The sequence below is a fragment of the Bradyrhizobium sp. Rc3b genome, from assembly GCF_900114915.1.
GTDB lineage: Bacteria > Pseudomonadota > Alphaproteobacteria > Rhizobiales > Xanthobacteraceae > Bradyrhizobium.
In genome coordinates, this window is sequence record NZ_FOUS01000001.1 from 379,070 (window position 1) to 394,134 (window position 15,065).

Sequence of the window (15,065 nt, forward strand, 5' to 3'; positions counted from 1 at the left end):
GCAAAGCCGGTAATCGGGAAGAGATGTCCTCACCACAAGCCTTACATTCCGCCGCACGTCCCCTCAGTGCCGGCGCCATCGCCCTGATGCTCATGCTGTGCCTGACCTGGGGGTTCAACCAGATCGCGGTGAAGCTGGTGCTGCCGGACATTCCGCCGATGCTGCAGGCCACGATCCGGTCGGCGGGCGCGCTGCCGGTGCTGCTCCTCATCGGCACGCTTCGCGGCGTCAAATTCTTCGAGAATGACGGCACGTGGAAGCCGGGCCTGATTGCCGGGCTGATGTTCGGCATCGAATTCGTGCTGATCTTCCAGGGGCTGCGCCTCACGTCGGCCTCGCGCGCGGTGGTGTTCCTCTACACCGCGCCGTTCTTCGTTGCGCTCGGCTCCTACCAAGTGCTCGGCGAACGGCTTGGCGCCTCGCAATGGCTGGGTCTTGCCATCAGCTTTGCCGGCGTCGCGCTCGCCATCGGCGTGCCGCAGCCCAATGTCGATTCGCATGTCCTGCTCGGCGACCTCATGATCGTCGGCGGCGCCGCGCTTTGGGCGGCGACCACGCTGGTTGCCAAGGGCACGCGGCTGCGGTTTGCCGCGCCGGAGAAGGCGCTGGGCTATCAGGTTGCGATCTCGATCCCGATCCTGGGACTGGCGGCCGGGCTGTTCGGCGAGACCATCACGCATACCCCGGCGCCGCTGTCGCTCGGCCTGATGGCCTTCCAGGCGATCTGGGTGGTTGGAACCACGTTCACGCTTTGGTTCGCGCTGGTGAAGGCCTATTCGGCCAGCAAATTGTCGGCTTTTACCTTCATCACCCCTTTGTTTGGCGTCGTCGGTAGCTATTTCATCATGCACGACACCCTAAGCTTGGCGTTCGGGGCGGCAGCTGTCCTTGTAATTGCTGGGCTTTTTCTCGTTAACCGTCCGAGCCAAGTCGCTGCGGCGCCGCGCGATGCATTGCTGAACGTCACCAAAACCTGATATTTGGACCCCATGAACAAGCCCGAAACCACCATCGATTCCGACATCGCGGGGCCAGCGCCGCGTTACCATACCACCCAGGTCAAGGTCGGCGACGTCGCCGTCGGCGGCGGTGCGCCGATCGTCGTGCAGTCGATGACCAACACCGATACCGCCGACATCGACGGTACCATCGCCCAGGTCGCAGCGCTCGCGCGCGCCGGCTCCGAAATGGTCCGCATCACTGTGGACCGCGAGGAAGCCGCGGCCGCCGTGCCGCACATTCGCGACGGCCTCGCCAAGCGCGGTATCACCACGCCGCTGATCGGCGACTTCCACTATATCGGCCACAAGCTGCTCGCGGCCTATCCGGCCTGCGCCGAGGCGCTCGCCAAGTACCGCATCAATCCCGGCAATGTCGGCTTCAAGGACAAGCGCGACACCCAGTTCGCCGACATCATCGAGATCGCCAACAAGAACAACAAGCCGGTGCGCATCGGCGCCAATTGGGGCTCGCTCGACCAGGAGCTGCTGACCAAGCTGATGGACGAGAACGCCGCTTCCGCCAATCCGCGCGACGTGCGCGCGGTGACGCGCGAGGCCATGGTGCAGTCCGCGCTGCTCTCGGCCGCGCGCGCCGAAGAGCTCGGCATGCCCAAGAACCGCATCATCCTCTCCGCAAAGGTCTCGGCGGTGCAGGATCTGATCGCGGTCTATCAGGATCTCGCTTCTCGTTCCGACTACGCCATCCATCTCGGCCTGACCGAGGCCGGCATGGGCACCAAGGGCATCGTGGCGTCGTCCGCCGCGCTCGGCATCCTGCTGCAGCAGGGCATCGGCGACACCATCCGCATCTCGCTGACGCCGGAGCCTGGCGGTGACCGCACCCGTGAGGTGCAGGTCGGTCAGGAGTTGCTGCAGACCATGGGCTTCCGCACCTTCGTGCCGCTGGTCGCTGCATGCCCCGGCTGCGGCCGCACCACCTCGACCACGTTCCAGGAACTGGCGCGCTCGATCCAGGATTTCATCCGCGACGAGATGCCGACCTGGAAGACGAAATATCCTGGTGTCGAGGAACTCAACGTCGCGGTGATGGGCTGCATCGTCAACGGCCCCGGCGAATCCAAGCACGCCAATATCGGCATCTCGCTGCCCGGCACCGGTGAAGCGCCGGCCGCACCCGTGTTCGTCGACGGCAAGAAGTTCCGCACGCTGCGCGGCCCGACCATCTCCGCCGACTTCAAGGCGCTGGTGATCGACTACATCGAGCAGCGTTACGGCCAGGGCGCCAAGGTGCCGGTGACCGCGGCGGAGTAGGCGTTCAGGTCAGCATGTAATCGTGCTGACCTGGCCTGTCTCGCCATATCTCAGCATCAATCCGTCCCGGGTAATCACGCTCGCGCCAAGGTCGCGAGCAGTTGCAATGATGATTCGATCCGCAGGGTCACGCGGCGGGGCGCCGGGCAAGAATGAAGACGCGATCAAAATATTGGGCGTGAGTTCGGCGAGCCGCACTCCTTCGACGGCAAGCAGCCGTTGAAACCAGAGTTCTGGTCTCGTGGAGAGGCCCAGCCTGTTGCGTGCAACGAGCAAGCCGATTTCCCATGCGGTGATTGCAGAGACGAAGATGGCAGATCCTGCGCGATAGGCGGCTTCAATCGCCTCGCTCGCCTCGGTGGCAATAGGTTTGTCTTCTGCAATCCAGATCGCGGCATGCGTATCGAGCAAAAGAGGCGCAGGATCACTCATACACTTGGCCCCAATCGGGATCGGCCGGCTGTGTCAAATCAACGCCGGGTGGGATGTGTGCCAATCCTTTGAGGGCGCCGAACAGCGGAGGGCGGCCGAGCTTCTTGACGCGCGACGGCGCCGGTTCTGCGGAACTCAATTCGACCCGGCGAAACACGACCTTGCGAGCCTTCGTGTCGACCTGCTCGGTACGAAAGCCGGCGGCCAGCCAGACCTTGGTCATCACATTGTTGGTCGGATTATTGCTCCACCAGGCCGGGTATTGAGGAGAGTTAGGAGGGAGCTTGCTTCCAATGACTCGCTCGATTTCGGCAAAGGTCATAGGGACCTCTTTGGCCCGTTGGGACTTCAGGAACGCGCCAAGTCGCTCATATTTACCCATCGTGGAAGCCTCTTTTCCTTCTACACACTATTAAAGCTTTATAAGTGTGTCAAGATTCGCGGGTTGCTATCTTTGCGTCTGCGCTCCCGAGGCCTAGGATAGCAAGCAACGAACAACAGATCGGGAGACACGCCATGAGCTCACTCGCCGGCAAGCAGGGCCCGCGCTATCGCCACACGGCTGACGACGGCGCGCTCTACGAGACCATCGCGGTCGAAAAGCTCACCCCCATCATCGGCGCGGAAATATCGGGCGTGGACATCGGCGGGCTCGTCTCCGACGACGCGCGTTCAAATCAGCAGATGGACGAGATCCACCGCGCGCTCGCCGAAAACCTCGTCATCTTCTTCCGCGACCAGCAGATCACGCCGCAGCAGCATCTCGCCTTCGGCCGCAAGTTCGGCGAGCTGCATTTCCATCCCGCCGCGCCGCATGAGGACGAAGACCCGGCGCTGATGAAGATCTACGCCGACAAGAACTCGCCGCGTGCCAACGGTGAGGGCTGGCACTCCGACGTGTCCTGCGATCTCGAACCGCCGATGGGCTCGATCCTCTACATCAAGCAGTGCCCGCCGCGCGGCGGCGACACGTTGTTCGCCAACATGTACGCCGCCTATGAGGCGCTGTCCGATCGCATGAAGACCTATCTCGATGGCCTCACCGCGCTGCATGATGGCGAGCCCATCTATCGCGGGCTCTATGCGAACTACGGCGTTGCCGACCGTCCGTCCTATCCGAGCGCCGAGCATCCCGTTGTGCGCACGCATCCGGTCACCGGCAGAAAGGCGCTCTACGTCAACCGCGGCTTCACCCGCCACATCAACGGCATCCCGCGCGACGAGAGCGATGCGATGCTCGCCTATCTCTACCAGCACGCCGAAAACCCACTGTTCCAGTGCCGCTTCCGCTGGACCGAGAACGCCATCGCGTTCTGGGACAACCGCTGCACCCAGCACCGCGCGATGTGGGACTACTGGCCCCACACGCGCTCGGGCACGCGGGTGACGGTGAAAGGCGAGCGGCCGGTTTAGGAGACAGTGCGGTAGGGTGGGCAAAGGCGCGTCAGCGCCGTGCCCACGTCTTCTCATCAAATAGGCAGGACGTGGGCACGCTTCGCTTTGCCCACCCTACGAGAGCCGTTCTTGCGTTGACGTCTTCCCGCGTCCGCGCCAATCTTCCCGAAAATATTCGGGAGGATCAGCCATGCTCCGCGCCGAGGACAACAAATTCCTGACCGAGGCCGGCCCTGGAACAGGCATGGGCGAATTGCTGCGCCGCTTCTGGATTCCCGTCCTGCTGTCCGAAGAACTCCCCGAACCAGACGGCGAGCCGAAGAAGATCACCGTGCTCGGCGAGGAACTGCTTGCCTTCCGCGACACGCGCGGCGTCGTCGGCGTCATCGACCAATATTGCCCGCATCGCGGCGCCAATCTCTGGCTGGGGCGAAACGAGGAATGCGGCATCCGCTGCGTCTATCACGGCTGGAAGTTCAACACCGACGGCCGCTGCCTGGACATGCCGACCTCCTATCCCGATCTCAACGCCAAGGACCTGATCCGCATCAAGTCCTATCCGGTGCGCGAATGGGGCGAGATGATCTGGGCCTATATGGGTCCGATCGAGGCCATGCCCGAGCTGCCCGATCTCGAAATGGCGCTGCTGCCGGCCTCGCACCGCTACGTCAGCAAGAAATGGCAGGACTGCAACTGGGTGCAGGCGCTGGAAGGCTCGATCGACACCGCGCATTTCACCTTTGCCCATCTCTCCTTCGACAAGGAGGAGAACGAGATCCTGGACATCAAGAAGCACTTTGTGAATCCGATCGCGCGGATGTCGAGCGATCACATGCGCTGGATCGCGGAAGACCCGCGGCCGGTGATCAAGATCAGCCCGCACGAGGCCGGACTGACCATTGCCGGTGGCCGGCTCACCGGCAGCGACAGCATCTACTGGCGCATCGCGCAATTCCTGATGCCATTCCACGCCTACGCGCCGAGCGCGATGCCGGGCGAGAGCATTTTTGGCCAGACCTTCGTGCCTGTGACCGACACCAATTGCTGGATCTACACCTATGCCTGGAATCCGGAGCGGCCGTTGTCGCAAGCGGAGCGCGACGCCTACGACCGCGGCAACGGCGTGATCGCGGAGGTCGACGACAATTACGTGCCGCTGCGCCATAAGGGCAACGACTATCTGATCGATCGCAAGCTGCAGAAGACCAGGAGCTACACCGGCATCAAGGGTGTCTCCGAGCAGGACGCCGCCGTGCAGGACAGCCAGGGGCCGATCGCCGACCGCACCCGCGAGCATCTCGGGCCGACCGATCTCGGCATCATGCATTTTCGTAAATTGGTGATGGATCTGGCGCGGGCGCTGCAGCAGGGCGAGGCCCCGCCGCAGGCGACGCATCAGGATCGCTATGCGGTGCGCTCCGGCGCCTGCGTCACCAGCAAGTCGAAGGATCTGTCCGCGGTCATGCTCGAACGATTCGGCGATGTCGCGGGCTTCGTCGGCCGGCCACGCATCGCGGCAGCGGAGTAGGATTTGTCGTCAGGGCGGGACATCGTCGCAATTCTCCTGGTGTCGCTGGTCGCGTTATTGCTTCCGTCCATCGATGCGGGGCAGGCTGCCCCGGCCCGAAAGGTCGCGAAAGCAAGGCCCAAGCCTTCGCCCGCGCCGGCCAAATGTGAGATGCCGAAATTCCGGGTCGTCGTGGATGTCGGGCATACGCCGGACTCCTACGGCGCATTGAGCGCGCGCAACGATCCGGAGTTCGGCTTCAACTTCCGTCTCGCAAGACTCATCACGGCGAAACTCAAGTCCGAAGGCTTTGCCGCAACACGCCTGCTCGTCACGGACGGCAAGGCGCGGCCCAGCCTGTTTAAACGTGTCGGCAACGCCAATGGGTCGCACGCCGATCTCTTCCTGTCGATCCATCATGATTCGGTGCCGGACAGGCTGCTCGAGACCTGGGAATTCGATGGCGCGAAGAGCTTTTTCAGCGATCGCTTTTCGGGCCACTCGCTGTTCGTGTCGCAGCGGAATTCGCACTTCGCCACCAGCCTGATGCTGGCACGGATGATCGGCAGGCAGTTGAAGGAGCAAGGCCTGCACTATGCCAGCCAATACACTTTGCCGCTGATGGGCCGTTACCGGCGCCAGTTGCTCGACAAGGACGTCGGCGTCTACCGCTATGACGGGCTCGTCGTCCTGTCGCGGACCAGCAGTGCCGCAGTGCTGCTCGAGGCCGGCTCCATCATCAACCGCGACGAGGAAATGGCGATGAACGCACCCGAGCGGCATGAAACGATTGCGGCGGCCGTGGCGTCCGCCATAGCGGAGTTTTGCGCAAGGCGGTAATTGCTCCCGCCGTCATTGCGAGCCAACGGGTCCGCGCCTAGCGCGACCCGAGGACAGGCTCCGCGAAGCAATCCAGAGTCTTTCCGTGGAGGCGGTCTGGATTGCTTCGTCGCAACGGCTCCTCGCAATGACGGGAGGCTACAGCGGCGTCCGCCGATACTCCCGGTTCGCCAGGCTCGCTTCCTCCAGATCCAGGTCGCGCTCGATTCGCCGCCGCGTCTCGTCGGTGATCTGGCCGTCGCGCAGCAGGTTGTGAATGAATTTGCGTTCGGCGGCGATCAGGTCGCGGGTCAGCGCGGTACCGGCGGCAGAGACGTCGTGGTGGGTGGGATCGAGTGAATCAGGCAGTTGGTTGACGCGGATGTCATGGCGGGCACGCAGGAGCCGCATCACTTCGTCGGACACCTCCTTCTCCTCGGTCAGCGCGTCGAGCGATTTCAGCGCTGCATCCAGCGCCTGACGGCGCGCGGCGATCTCGGCTTCGTGCTCGGCGGCATGCTCGTTACGGCCGGCCTCGGCGACGCCGAGCCATCTCACCACCGGCGGCAGCGTCAGCCCGACGCCGATCAGCGTGACGAAGATGACGCCGAAGGCCACGAACAGGATCAGGTCGCGATACGGAAATGCATCGCCATCCGGCAGCGTGAACGGCAGTGCCAGCGCGGCCGCCAGCGACACCGCGCCGCGCACGCCGGTGAAGGCGAGCACGAACGGCCATTGCCAGGGTGGCGACGGATCGCGCTGGCGCAGCGATTTGCTGAGCATGCGCGGCAGGTAGGTTGCAGGATAGAGCCAGGCGAAGCGCGCGACCACGACGATCACCAGGACCACGGCAGTTGCGATCAGGATGTCGTCGAGCGGGAACGCCTTCGATTTCTCGTAGAGCGCGCGCATCTGGAATCCGGTGAGCAGGAACAGCACGCCCTCGATCAGGTAGATCACGAGGTCCCAGAAGAAGATGCCCTGCAGGCGCGTTGCCGACGAGATCAGCAGCGGGCCGTTCCAGCTCACATAGAGGCCGCAGGCCACCGTCGCGATCACCCCGGAGCCACCGATATGCTCGGGCAGCCAGTAGGAGACGTAGGGGGTGATCAGCGACAGCGTCAGTTCGACCTGCGGATCTCCGGACCATTTGCGGAAGCGAAGGGAGAGCCAACCGACGCCGATGCCGAAGGCGATCTCGCTGGCGACAATGAGGAGGAATTCGCCGGCGGCGAGCGGCAGCGAGAAATGTCCGACCATGATGGCGGCCAGCGCGAAGCGGTAGAGGATCAGCGCGGTGGCATCATTGGCGAGCCCTTCACCCTCGAGGATGACGAGGAGCCGCCGCGGCATGTTGAGCCGGCGCGCGATCGCGAGCGGTGCCACCACGTCGGGCGGCGCGACGATGGCGCCGAGCAGGAAGCCGATGGTCCAGGGCAGGCCGATCATGTAGTGCGTGGCGGCCGCCACCATCGCTGCGGTGAAGATCACCGCGCCAACCGCGAGCAGCACGATCGGGCGCAAATTGTTCTTGAACTCACGCCAGCTCATGGCGACGCTCGCCGAGTAGATCAGCGGCGGCAGTACCATCAGCAGCACCAGCTCGGGAGGCAATTCCACCGGAGGCATGCCAGGCACGAAGGCGAGGCCGACGCCGGCCAGCATCAGCAGGATGGCGGGGGCGACGTTGAAGCGGCGTGCGGCCAGCGCCACGCCTGCCAGCACGGCGAGCAGGATGAGAAAGGTCTGAAACTTCGCTTCCATGATGGTCTGTCTTGACCCGGAAGCGACGGCTACGTCAATGTGCGCGGCTTACGCCAGCCGCTCGGCCGCCATCCGTCCGATGCGTGCAAAGGCGGCTTCGATCTGCGCCGGATTCGGCGTGCCGCCCTGGGTATAGACCGCGATCAGGATCGGCGTCCCGGGCTTGGGCCAGGCGACCGCGATATCACCCGAAGCGTCCTTGCCGTTGTTGCCGGTCTTGTCGCCGATGGTCCAGCTTGCAGGCAGGCCGCCGCGCAGCCGGTTCGCGCCAGTCTTGCAGTTCACCATCCAGTCGGTGAGCAGGGCCCGCGAGGCCGGCGACAGCGCTTCGCCCACCACCAGGCGCTGCAAATTTCCCGCCATTGCTGCCGGCGTCGTGGTGTCGTGGGGATTGCCCGGCGGCGAGCGGTTGAGTTCTGGCTCGTTGTGGTCGAGCCGGGAGGTGGTGTCGCCGAGCGATCGCCAGAAGGCGGTGAGGGCGGCGGGTCCGCCGATCCGCGCCAGCAGCAGATTGGCGCAGGTATTGTCGCTGAGCTCGACGATCGCCTTGCACATGTCGCTGACCGACATCGCGCCGGCCGCAAGATTCTGTTTGGCGACCGGCGCGTAGTCCAAGAGGTCGGGCTTGCCGTAAGCGATCATGGCCGCAAGCTGGTCCTCGCCGCGGTCGACCCGGGCCAGCATGCAAGCCGCAAGCGAGGCCTTGAAGGTCGAGCACATGACGAAGCGCTCGTCGGCGCGCCAGGCGAGCTTTTTGCCGGTCGCAAGGTTCTCTGCATAGACCCCGATCCGTCCTCCGCTCTCACGTTCATAGGTTTCGAGCTCAGGCGGTGCCTCAGCGGCCAACGCAGGAGAGGCGGCGATCCAGCAGAGAGAGGCGAGCAGGGAACGGCGATCGAGCGGCATGGGGAGCTTTCATGAGAAGAGATGGAAGAGATTACGCACGCGTCATCCGCGCCGTCATTGCTTCGCTGCGCTCGAGCTCCTCGCGCGGCGAGAGTTGTGCTTGCAATGGTGCAGAATGGAGGGCGAGCGCGTCCGAATTCAGGAAGCGGGACGTCAGGCCGTCCTCACTCCCTCAGGTCATACCGATACGATTTCGACACGATCTGCCAGCCGTCGGCGAGCTTCATCGCCACCAGATAATCGGTGAAGAAACGCGGCGGCAGCTGGCAACGGACCTTGATGAAGGCGGTCTTGTCGTCCGAACGGTCGATGGTGACGATGAAATCCTCGCGCGGCTTGCCCTCGGCCTTGGCGGAGGCGCGCTTGCGGACGCGGTCGAGCCAGTCGGGCACGGTCAGGACCTGAAGCTCGCCCTTCTCGACCCAGCGCAAGTCAGCGGAGGGATGGAAGATGGTGCCGAGCTTCTCGGCGTCGCCCTCGTAAAGCCCGTCGAAATAGGATTGCACGACGGCTTCGACACTCGAACGGTTCTGGTTCATAGGTCATCCTTTTGCATGATGGCTTGGGCGGAACTTAGTCGTACACATCGAAATGCGCTATGGGTGTCTCTTGCCAATCGCGCAAGGACGCTGGAATGACCGGATCAGAAACTTCGAACGCTCGTATCCTGATCGGCGAATGCTACTGCCGCGCCGTGCGGTTTGAGGTGACCGACGCGTTCTCCTATGCGATGAACTGCCACTGTTCGAACTGCCGTCGCACCACTGGCTCCGCCTTCAAGCCCTTCGCCGGCATCGCGCAGGATAAGCTCCGCATTGTCCGGGGAGGGGACCAGCGGATGATTTTCGGCGACGACACCACCCATGACGCCCATTGCTCCCGGTGCGGCTCGCTGCTTTATTCCCGGGTACGTGAAGGACAATGGGTCCATGTCGCCATGGGAACCCTGGTTGATGCCCCCTCGATCCGGCCGAGCGCCCACATCTTCGTGGCCTCGAAGGCGCCCTGGCACGAAATTACGGACAATCTGCCGCAATATCGGGGGCATATCGGCGATGCCTAGGGGAATTCGGTCTGCTTGCCTGTTTGGCAGCGAACCGCGACCGCGCTGGCGCGACAAACATAGGGGGTCCTTCGGGCTGTCGCCGGCGCGGCCTTGGTGACCTCCATCACAAGCGCCGGCACCGGATCCTGCTAAAGCGGTCCCAAGGGGGACCGAAACGTCCCGAACTTCGGAAGTCGTGTCATGCGCAATCTGCTCAGACTCTGCCCGCTTCTCCTCGCCGCCGTGCTGTTGTTCGGCATGGATCCCGCTCTTGCCGGCAACCGCGTCGCGCTGGTGATCGCCAACTCGGCCTATCAGCACGCGCCGTCGCTCGCCAATCCCGTCAATGACGGTGCGGTGATGGCGAAGACGCTGAAAGAGGCCGGTTTCAACAGCGTCGATTTCCGGCACGACCTGTCGGCCCTGGATACCCGGCGCGTGCTGCGCGATTTTGCCGATGCGACCCGCAATGCCGACATCGCCGTGGTCTACTATGCCGGCCACGGCATCGAGGTCGAGGGGTCGAATTATCTGATCCCCGTCGACGCCAAGCTCGAGCGCGACACCGACGTCTATGACGAGGCGCTCTCGCTCGACCGCGTTCTGGTCGCCGTCGAACCGGCAAAACAGCTTCGGCTGGTGATCCTGGATGCCTGCCGCGACAATCCGTTCGGCAAGACCATGAAGCGCACGGTGGCCGCGCGCAGTATCGGCCGGGGCCTCGCCCAGGTCGAGCCGACCAGCCCCAATACGCTGATCGCCTATTCGGCGAAGGCCGGCTTCACCGCTCAGGACGGCGACGGCGCCAACAGCCCCTTTACGGTCGCGCTGTCGAAGCATCTGACGACGCCGGGCCTCGACGTCCGCCGTGCCTTCGGCTTCGTGCGCGACGACGTGCTCAAGTCGACCGGCAACAAGCAGGAGCCGTTCGTCTACGGCTCGCTCGGTGGCGAGGACGTGCCGCTGGTTCCGGTCAAGGTGACGGCCGCAGCAACGGTTGCGCCCGCGCCGAACCCGCAGGCCGATATCCGCCGCGACTACGAGCTCGCGCTCCAGGTCGGCAACAAGGCGGCGTGGGCCGCTTTCCTCGCCCAGCATCCCGATGGCTTCTATGCGAGCCTCGCCAAGCTTCAGGTCGAGAAAATTGGTGCCGAGCAAGCCCATGCGGCTGCCACCGAGAAGGCGAAACAGGCCGAGGCAGAACGCGATCGTCTCGCCGCGCTCGGCGCGCAGAAGGATGCGCAGGCCAAAGCCGCGGCCGATGCGAAGGCCGCCGAGCAGGCGCAGCTCGCTGCGCAGAAGGCCAAGGAGCAGGCGCAACAGCAGGCAGCTGCCGCCGAGCAGCAGCGCGTCAATCTCGCCGCTGCGGCGCCGAGCGCTGCGCCGGCCAGCACCGCGAGCCCCGCCGGCACCAACGTTGCCTCTCTGACGCCGGCGACCGCGCCGGCCGATCTCAGCCGTTCGGTGCAGACCGAGCTCGGCCGCGTCGGCTGCTTCTCGGGCACTGCCGACGGCAATTGGAGCACATCCTCGCAGCGCTCGCTGTCGCAGTTCAACCGCTATGCCGGCACCAAGCTCGACGTGAAGGTGGCGAGCACGGACGCGCTGGATGCGGTCAAGGCCAAGCCGTCACGCGTCTGCCCGCTGGTCTGCGAGCACGGCTTCAAGGCCGATGGCGACAAGTGCACCAAGATCGTCTGCCGTGAGGGCTATGCGGTCAACGACGACAATGAGTGCGAGAAGAAGCGCGCCGCCAAGCCGGCCAAGCCTGCAACGGCGAAGCGCGATGACGGTGATGAACGTCCCGCCCGGCAGCGTCCTCAGGCCGGCGGCGCGGCGGGCGGCTATGGTGCCGCGGCCGGCATTGCGGCCGCTGCCGGCGCCGGTCGCGCCGCAGGTGGCGGGCAAGTCATCTGCAATAGCACTGGCTGCCGTCCGGTCAGCCGCGGTTGCCACCTCGAATATCGCGGCGGCGGCGGCCCCGGCAACGATGCCAATGCCGAGGTGTGTCGTTAGGGCATGCATGATCCAGGTCGTCGTCCCGAAAGCCCGGGACGACGTCAGGTCGCAATCGCGCTCGCCGCGATGTTGACCGTCAGTGCCAGCAAGGCCGTGTTGTAGATGAACGATACGATCCCGTGCGCCGTGGCCGTGCGGCGGATCGTCTTGTCGGTGATGCCGACGTCGGAGACCTGCGCGGTCATGCCGATCACGAACGAGAAATAGACGAAGTCCCAGTAGTCGGCGTGGTCTTCTTTGTCGCCGCTCGGGAACTGAAGGCCGCCCGGCTTGGCATTCCGATAATAATCATGCGCGTAGTGCAGCGCGAAGGTCGTGTGCACGGCGGCCCATGACAGGGCGATGGTGCTGATTGCGATGGTCAGCTCCAACACGCCCCGATGCGGTGTGCCGAGTTCTGAGACGATCGCGGCGATGCTGGCGAAGGCGCCGGTCGCCGTCACCAGCAGGATCACGAAACGGCCGTCGTCCTGCATCGCGGCGGCGCGCCGGATATGGTGATGGTCGTTGCAAAGCATCATTGCGTAGACCAGCACGAGATAGACCGCGATCAGCGCATCCCAGCCGAACAGGAGCCGTGTCACCAGCCGGTGCGAGCCCGGCAGCAGCAGACAGACCAGGACGCCAGCCGCGAGCGCGATGAAGGTCCGCGGCCGCGCGTAAAGCAGCCGCATCGGCCGCGACATCTGGCGGAAGCGGACGAGGACGGGATCTTCTTTGCCCTCGGCCGCCATCGATGCGTGTCAGCTCTTCCGCTCGGCGACAAACCGCGCGGCTGCCTGCAGCACGGCGGCGCGCTCACCGAAGATCGAGACCGCGCTGTCGGCCCGGGCGAGCAGGTCGCGCACGCGCTGCTTGGCGCCTTCGATGCCGAGCTGGGTGACGAAGGTGGTCTTGCCGAGCGCGGCATCGGCGCCGGCCGGCTTGCCGAGGGCCGCCGCATCGCCCTCGACATCGAGCAGATCGTCGGCGATCTGGAAGGCTTCGCCGAGCGCGCGGCCGTAATCGTCGAGTGCCTGATATTCTTTCTGCGAGGCCTGGCCGAGGATCGCGCCGGCGATGCAGCCGTAACGCAAGAGCGCGCCGGTCTTCATCTGCTGAATGCGGGCGACATCGATCGGCTCGTTGCCGCCAAAGCGGCCTTCGCCGGCGAGGTCGAGGATCTGGCCGCCGACCATGCCGCCGATGCCGGCGCAGCGCGCCAGCGCGCGCGTCAGCAGCAGCCGCACATTGGCGTCGCGATGGATTTCGTCACGGGTGACGATGTCGAAGGCCAGCGTCAGCAGACCGTCGCCGGCGAGGATCGCGGTCGCGTCATCGGTCTGCTTGTGCAGGGTGGGGCGGCCGCGGCGCAGGTCCGAATTGTCCATGGCGGGCAGATCGTCGTGGATCAGCGAATAGCAGTGGATGCATTCGAGCGCGGCGCCGACCAGCAACGCGGCTTCACGGGGAACACCGAACACGGCCGCGCTCTCGACCACCAGGAACGGGCGCAGACGCTTGCCGCCGTTCAGGCTCGAGTAGCGCATTGCGTCCATCAGTCGCTTGGGCCGGGCGATCTCATCGTGCAGGATGTCGTCCGACAACAGGCGCCCGAGCAGGGCCTCGGTGTCATCAGCGGTCTTGTCCAGACGCTTGGCGAAATCGGACGGGGACGTGCCGGTCATCAAGAAGGGCTCCAGAACTAAAATTCGGCGGACAATCCTTTATGCGCCCGCCCCAGTCAATCGTTTGGAAGGCCTAAAAAGTGCTGGAAAAGGCCCGAATTATCACAGACTTAATGGGGAGAGCCGTGGCCGCGTTTCGTTCCATGCCGGAAAGGTCGATTTGCGCATCGTCAAAATCCTGCTGGTAGCGCTCGCGGTCGTCATTCTCGCGCCCTATGTGATCGCGCCGTTCTACCGAACCGGCCATCCGGTTTCGACACTGATGGCGTGGCGTTCGCTTCGCGGCGCGCCAATGCAGCGGGAATGGATCGATCTGGCGGCGATGTCGCCCTATCTGCCGCGCGCGGTGGTGGCGGCTGAGGACGCACATTTCTGCAAGCATCACGGCATCGATTGGGGGGCGCTGCGCGAGGCGATCGATGACGCGCAAGAGGACGGCACGCCGTTCCGGGGCGCCTCCACCATTACCCAGCAGGTCGCAAAAAACCTGTTCCTCTGGCAGGGGCGGGATTTCGTCCGCAAGGCGCTCGAATTCCCGCTGGCGCTCTGGATCGATCTTGTCCTGCCCAAGCCGCGGATCCTGGAGATTTACCTCAACATCGCCGAGCTCGGCCCGCAGGGCCAGTTCGGGGTAGGGGCGGCCAGCGCCTATGCCTTCGGCAAATCGGCCGCCGCCCTCTCTCCGCGTGAGGCGGCCCTTCTAGCCTCGATCCTGCCGAATCCGGTCAAACGCAGCGCCAAAACCCCCGGTCCGGGCGTCCGGCGGCTGGCAGGGACCTATGTGGCAAGGGCGCAGGCCTCTTCGCTTGCGACCTGCTGGCGGGAAAATCGCTGATTTTGGGCCCTTTTCGGGCGCATTTTCCGGCCCAAGAGCCTAGCTTTGCAGCCAGCCTTCCTCTATAAGCGCGACCTTGATCGGCATTCAGCTCGCCTCGGATTGCGGGTGCTGAGCCGTCCCTCGCGGACGATGCCCTGATAACACCAATCCCTAGAGGATATTGAAATGGCCGTTCCGAGAAGAAAAACCTCGCCGTCGCGCCGTGGCATGCGCCGCTCGGCAGACGCCATCAAGAAGCCGACCTATGTGGAAGACAAGGACTCCGGCGAGCTGCGTCGTCCGCACCATCTCGACCTCAAGACCGGCATGTACAAGGGCCGCCAGGTCCTGAAGAAGAAAGAGTCCTGAGTTAAGGACCTTTCTCCAGGCGGGATGATTGCGCCTGCCTGATTTCGGC

The 15,065-nt window shown here is 64.5% G+C and carries 16 protein-coding genes; 9 read left to right on the plus strand and 7 right to left on the minus strand.

Features of this window, described 5'->3' with window-relative positions; genetic code table 11:
- Positions 1-23: 23 nt before the first annotated feature.
- Positions 24-977, plus strand: a complete 954-nt coding sequence (locus tag BM190_RS01785; protein WP_092251580.1) for a DMT family transporter — start codon at positions 24-26, stop codon at positions 975-977.
- A 12-nt stretch (positions 978-989) separates the two neighbouring features.
- Positions 990-2,273 carry a flavodoxin-dependent (E)-4-hydroxy-3-methylbut-2-enyl-diphosphate synthase gene (gene ispG / locus BM190_RS01790; protein WP_092251581.1) on the plus strand — a complete coding sequence of 428 codons (1,284 nt, stop codon included), beginning with the start codon at positions 990-992 and terminating at the stop codon, positions 2,271-2,273.
- 9 nt (positions 2,274-2,282) lie between these two features.
- Here the strand turns inward: ispG and BM190_RS01795 are convergent, their stop codons facing one another.
- Positions 2,283-2,705 (minus strand): type II toxin-antitoxin system VapC family toxin, encoded by a 423-nt coding sequence (locus BM190_RS01795; RefSeq protein ID WP_018316742.1) that lies wholly within the window; start codon positions 2,703-2,705, stop codon positions 2,283-2,285.
- A complete protein-coding gene (locus BM190_RS01800; protein WP_092251582.1) occupies positions 2,698-3,087 on the minus strand; it encodes a DUF7662 domain-containing protein in 390 nt (129 codons plus the stop codon). Before BM190_RS01800 ends, BM190_RS01795 begins: the two co-directional genes overlap by 8 nt.
- 134 nt (positions 3,088-3,221) lie before the next feature.
- Here BM190_RS01800 and BM190_RS01805 point away from each other — a divergent pair, with 134 nt between their 5' ends.
- The 3 genes from BM190_RS01805 to BM190_RS01815 all read left to right on the plus strand — a co-directional run bounded on the left by BM190_RS01805 (position 3,222) and on the right by BM190_RS01815 (position 6,447).
- Complete coding sequence (locus tag BM190_RS01805; RefSeq protein WP_092251583.1) at positions 3,222-4,118, plus strand: TauD/TfdA dioxygenase family protein; 897 nt, start codon at positions 3,222-3,224, stop codon at positions 4,116-4,118.
- Positions 4,119-4,290: 172 nt separating this feature from the next.
- Positions 4,291-5,628 (plus strand): Rieske 2Fe-2S domain-containing protein, encoded by a 1,338-nt coding sequence (locus BM190_RS01810; RefSeq protein ID WP_092251584.1) that lies wholly within the window; start codon positions 4,291-4,293, stop codon positions 5,626-5,628.
- 3 nt (positions 5,629-5,631) lie between these two features.
- Positions 5,632-6,447, plus strand: a complete 816-nt coding sequence (locus BM190_RS01815) for an N-acetylmuramoyl-L-alanine amidase (RefSeq protein ID WP_177236851.1) — start codon at positions 5,632-5,634, stop codon at positions 6,445-6,447.
- 138 nt (positions 6,448-6,585) lie between these two features.
- On the opposite strand, the gene BM190_RS01820 is transcribed toward BM190_RS01815, so the two are convergent.
- The 3 genes from BM190_RS01820 to BM190_RS01830 form a co-directional block, all read right to left on the minus strand.
- Positions 6,586-8,193 carry a Na+/H+ antiporter gene (locus tag BM190_RS01820; protein ID WP_018316747.1) on the minus strand — a complete coding sequence of 536 codons (1,608 nt, stop codon included), beginning with the start codon at positions 8,191-8,193 and terminating at the stop codon, positions 6,586-6,588.
- Between the two features lie 48 nt (positions 8,194-8,241).
- Positions 8,242-9,099, minus strand: coding sequence for a class A beta-lactamase (bla, locus tag BM190_RS01825; protein ID WP_092251585.1), 858 nt, complete (start codon positions 9,097-9,099; stop codon positions 8,242-8,244).
- A 164-nt stretch (positions 9,100-9,263) separates the two neighbouring features.
- Complete coding sequence (locus BM190_RS01830; RefSeq protein ID WP_018316749.1) at positions 9,264-9,638, minus strand: nuclear transport factor 2 family protein; 375 nt, start codon at positions 9,636-9,638, stop codon at positions 9,264-9,266.
- A gap of 95 nt (positions 9,639-9,733) precedes the next feature.
- Between BM190_RS01830 and BM190_RS01835 the strand changes: the two genes are divergently transcribed.
- Together BM190_RS01835 and BM190_RS01840 are read left to right on the plus strand one after the other, a co-directional pair.
- Entirely contained in the window at positions 9,734-10,162 is a 429-nt protein-coding gene (locus BM190_RS01835; RefSeq protein WP_092251586.1) for a GFA family protein, read from the plus strand.
- Between the two features lie 183 nt (positions 10,163-10,345).
- On the plus strand, positions 10,346-12,160 hold the full coding sequence (locus BM190_RS01840; RefSeq protein WP_092251587.1) for a caspase family protein: 1,815 nt from the start codon (positions 10,346-10,348) through the stop codon (positions 12,158-12,160).
- Between the two features lie 44 nt (positions 12,161-12,204).
- Here the strand turns inward: BM190_RS01840 and BM190_RS01845 are convergent, their stop codons facing one another.
- A complete protein-coding gene (locus BM190_RS01845) occupies positions 12,205-12,897 on the minus strand; it encodes a DUF1345 domain-containing protein (RefSeq protein WP_092251588.1) in 693 nt (230 codons plus the stop codon).
- Between the two features lie 9 nt (positions 12,898-12,906).
- A complete protein-coding gene (locus tag BM190_RS01850; protein WP_092251589.1) occupies positions 12,907-13,830 on the minus strand; it encodes a polyprenyl synthetase family protein in 924 nt (307 codons plus the stop codon).
- Positions 13,831-13,990: 160 nt separating this feature from the next.
- On the opposite strand from BM190_RS01850, the gene mtgA reads away from it, so the two are divergent.
- Together mtgA and rpmF are read left to right on the plus strand one after the other, a co-directional pair.
- On the plus strand, positions 13,991-14,665 hold the full coding sequence (gene mtgA / locus BM190_RS01855) for a monofunctional biosynthetic peptidoglycan transglycosylase (RefSeq protein ID WP_092251590.1): 675 nt from the start codon (positions 13,991-13,993) through the stop codon (positions 14,663-14,665).
- A 168-nt stretch (positions 14,666-14,833) separates the two neighbouring features.
- Positions 14,834-15,016 carry a 50S ribosomal protein L32 gene (gene rpmF / locus BM190_RS01860; protein ID WP_007598106.1) on the plus strand — a complete coding sequence of 61 codons (183 nt, stop codon included), beginning with the start codon at positions 14,834-14,836 and terminating at the stop codon, positions 15,014-15,016.
- The last annotated feature ends 49 nt before the right edge of the window (positions 15,017-15,065 follow it).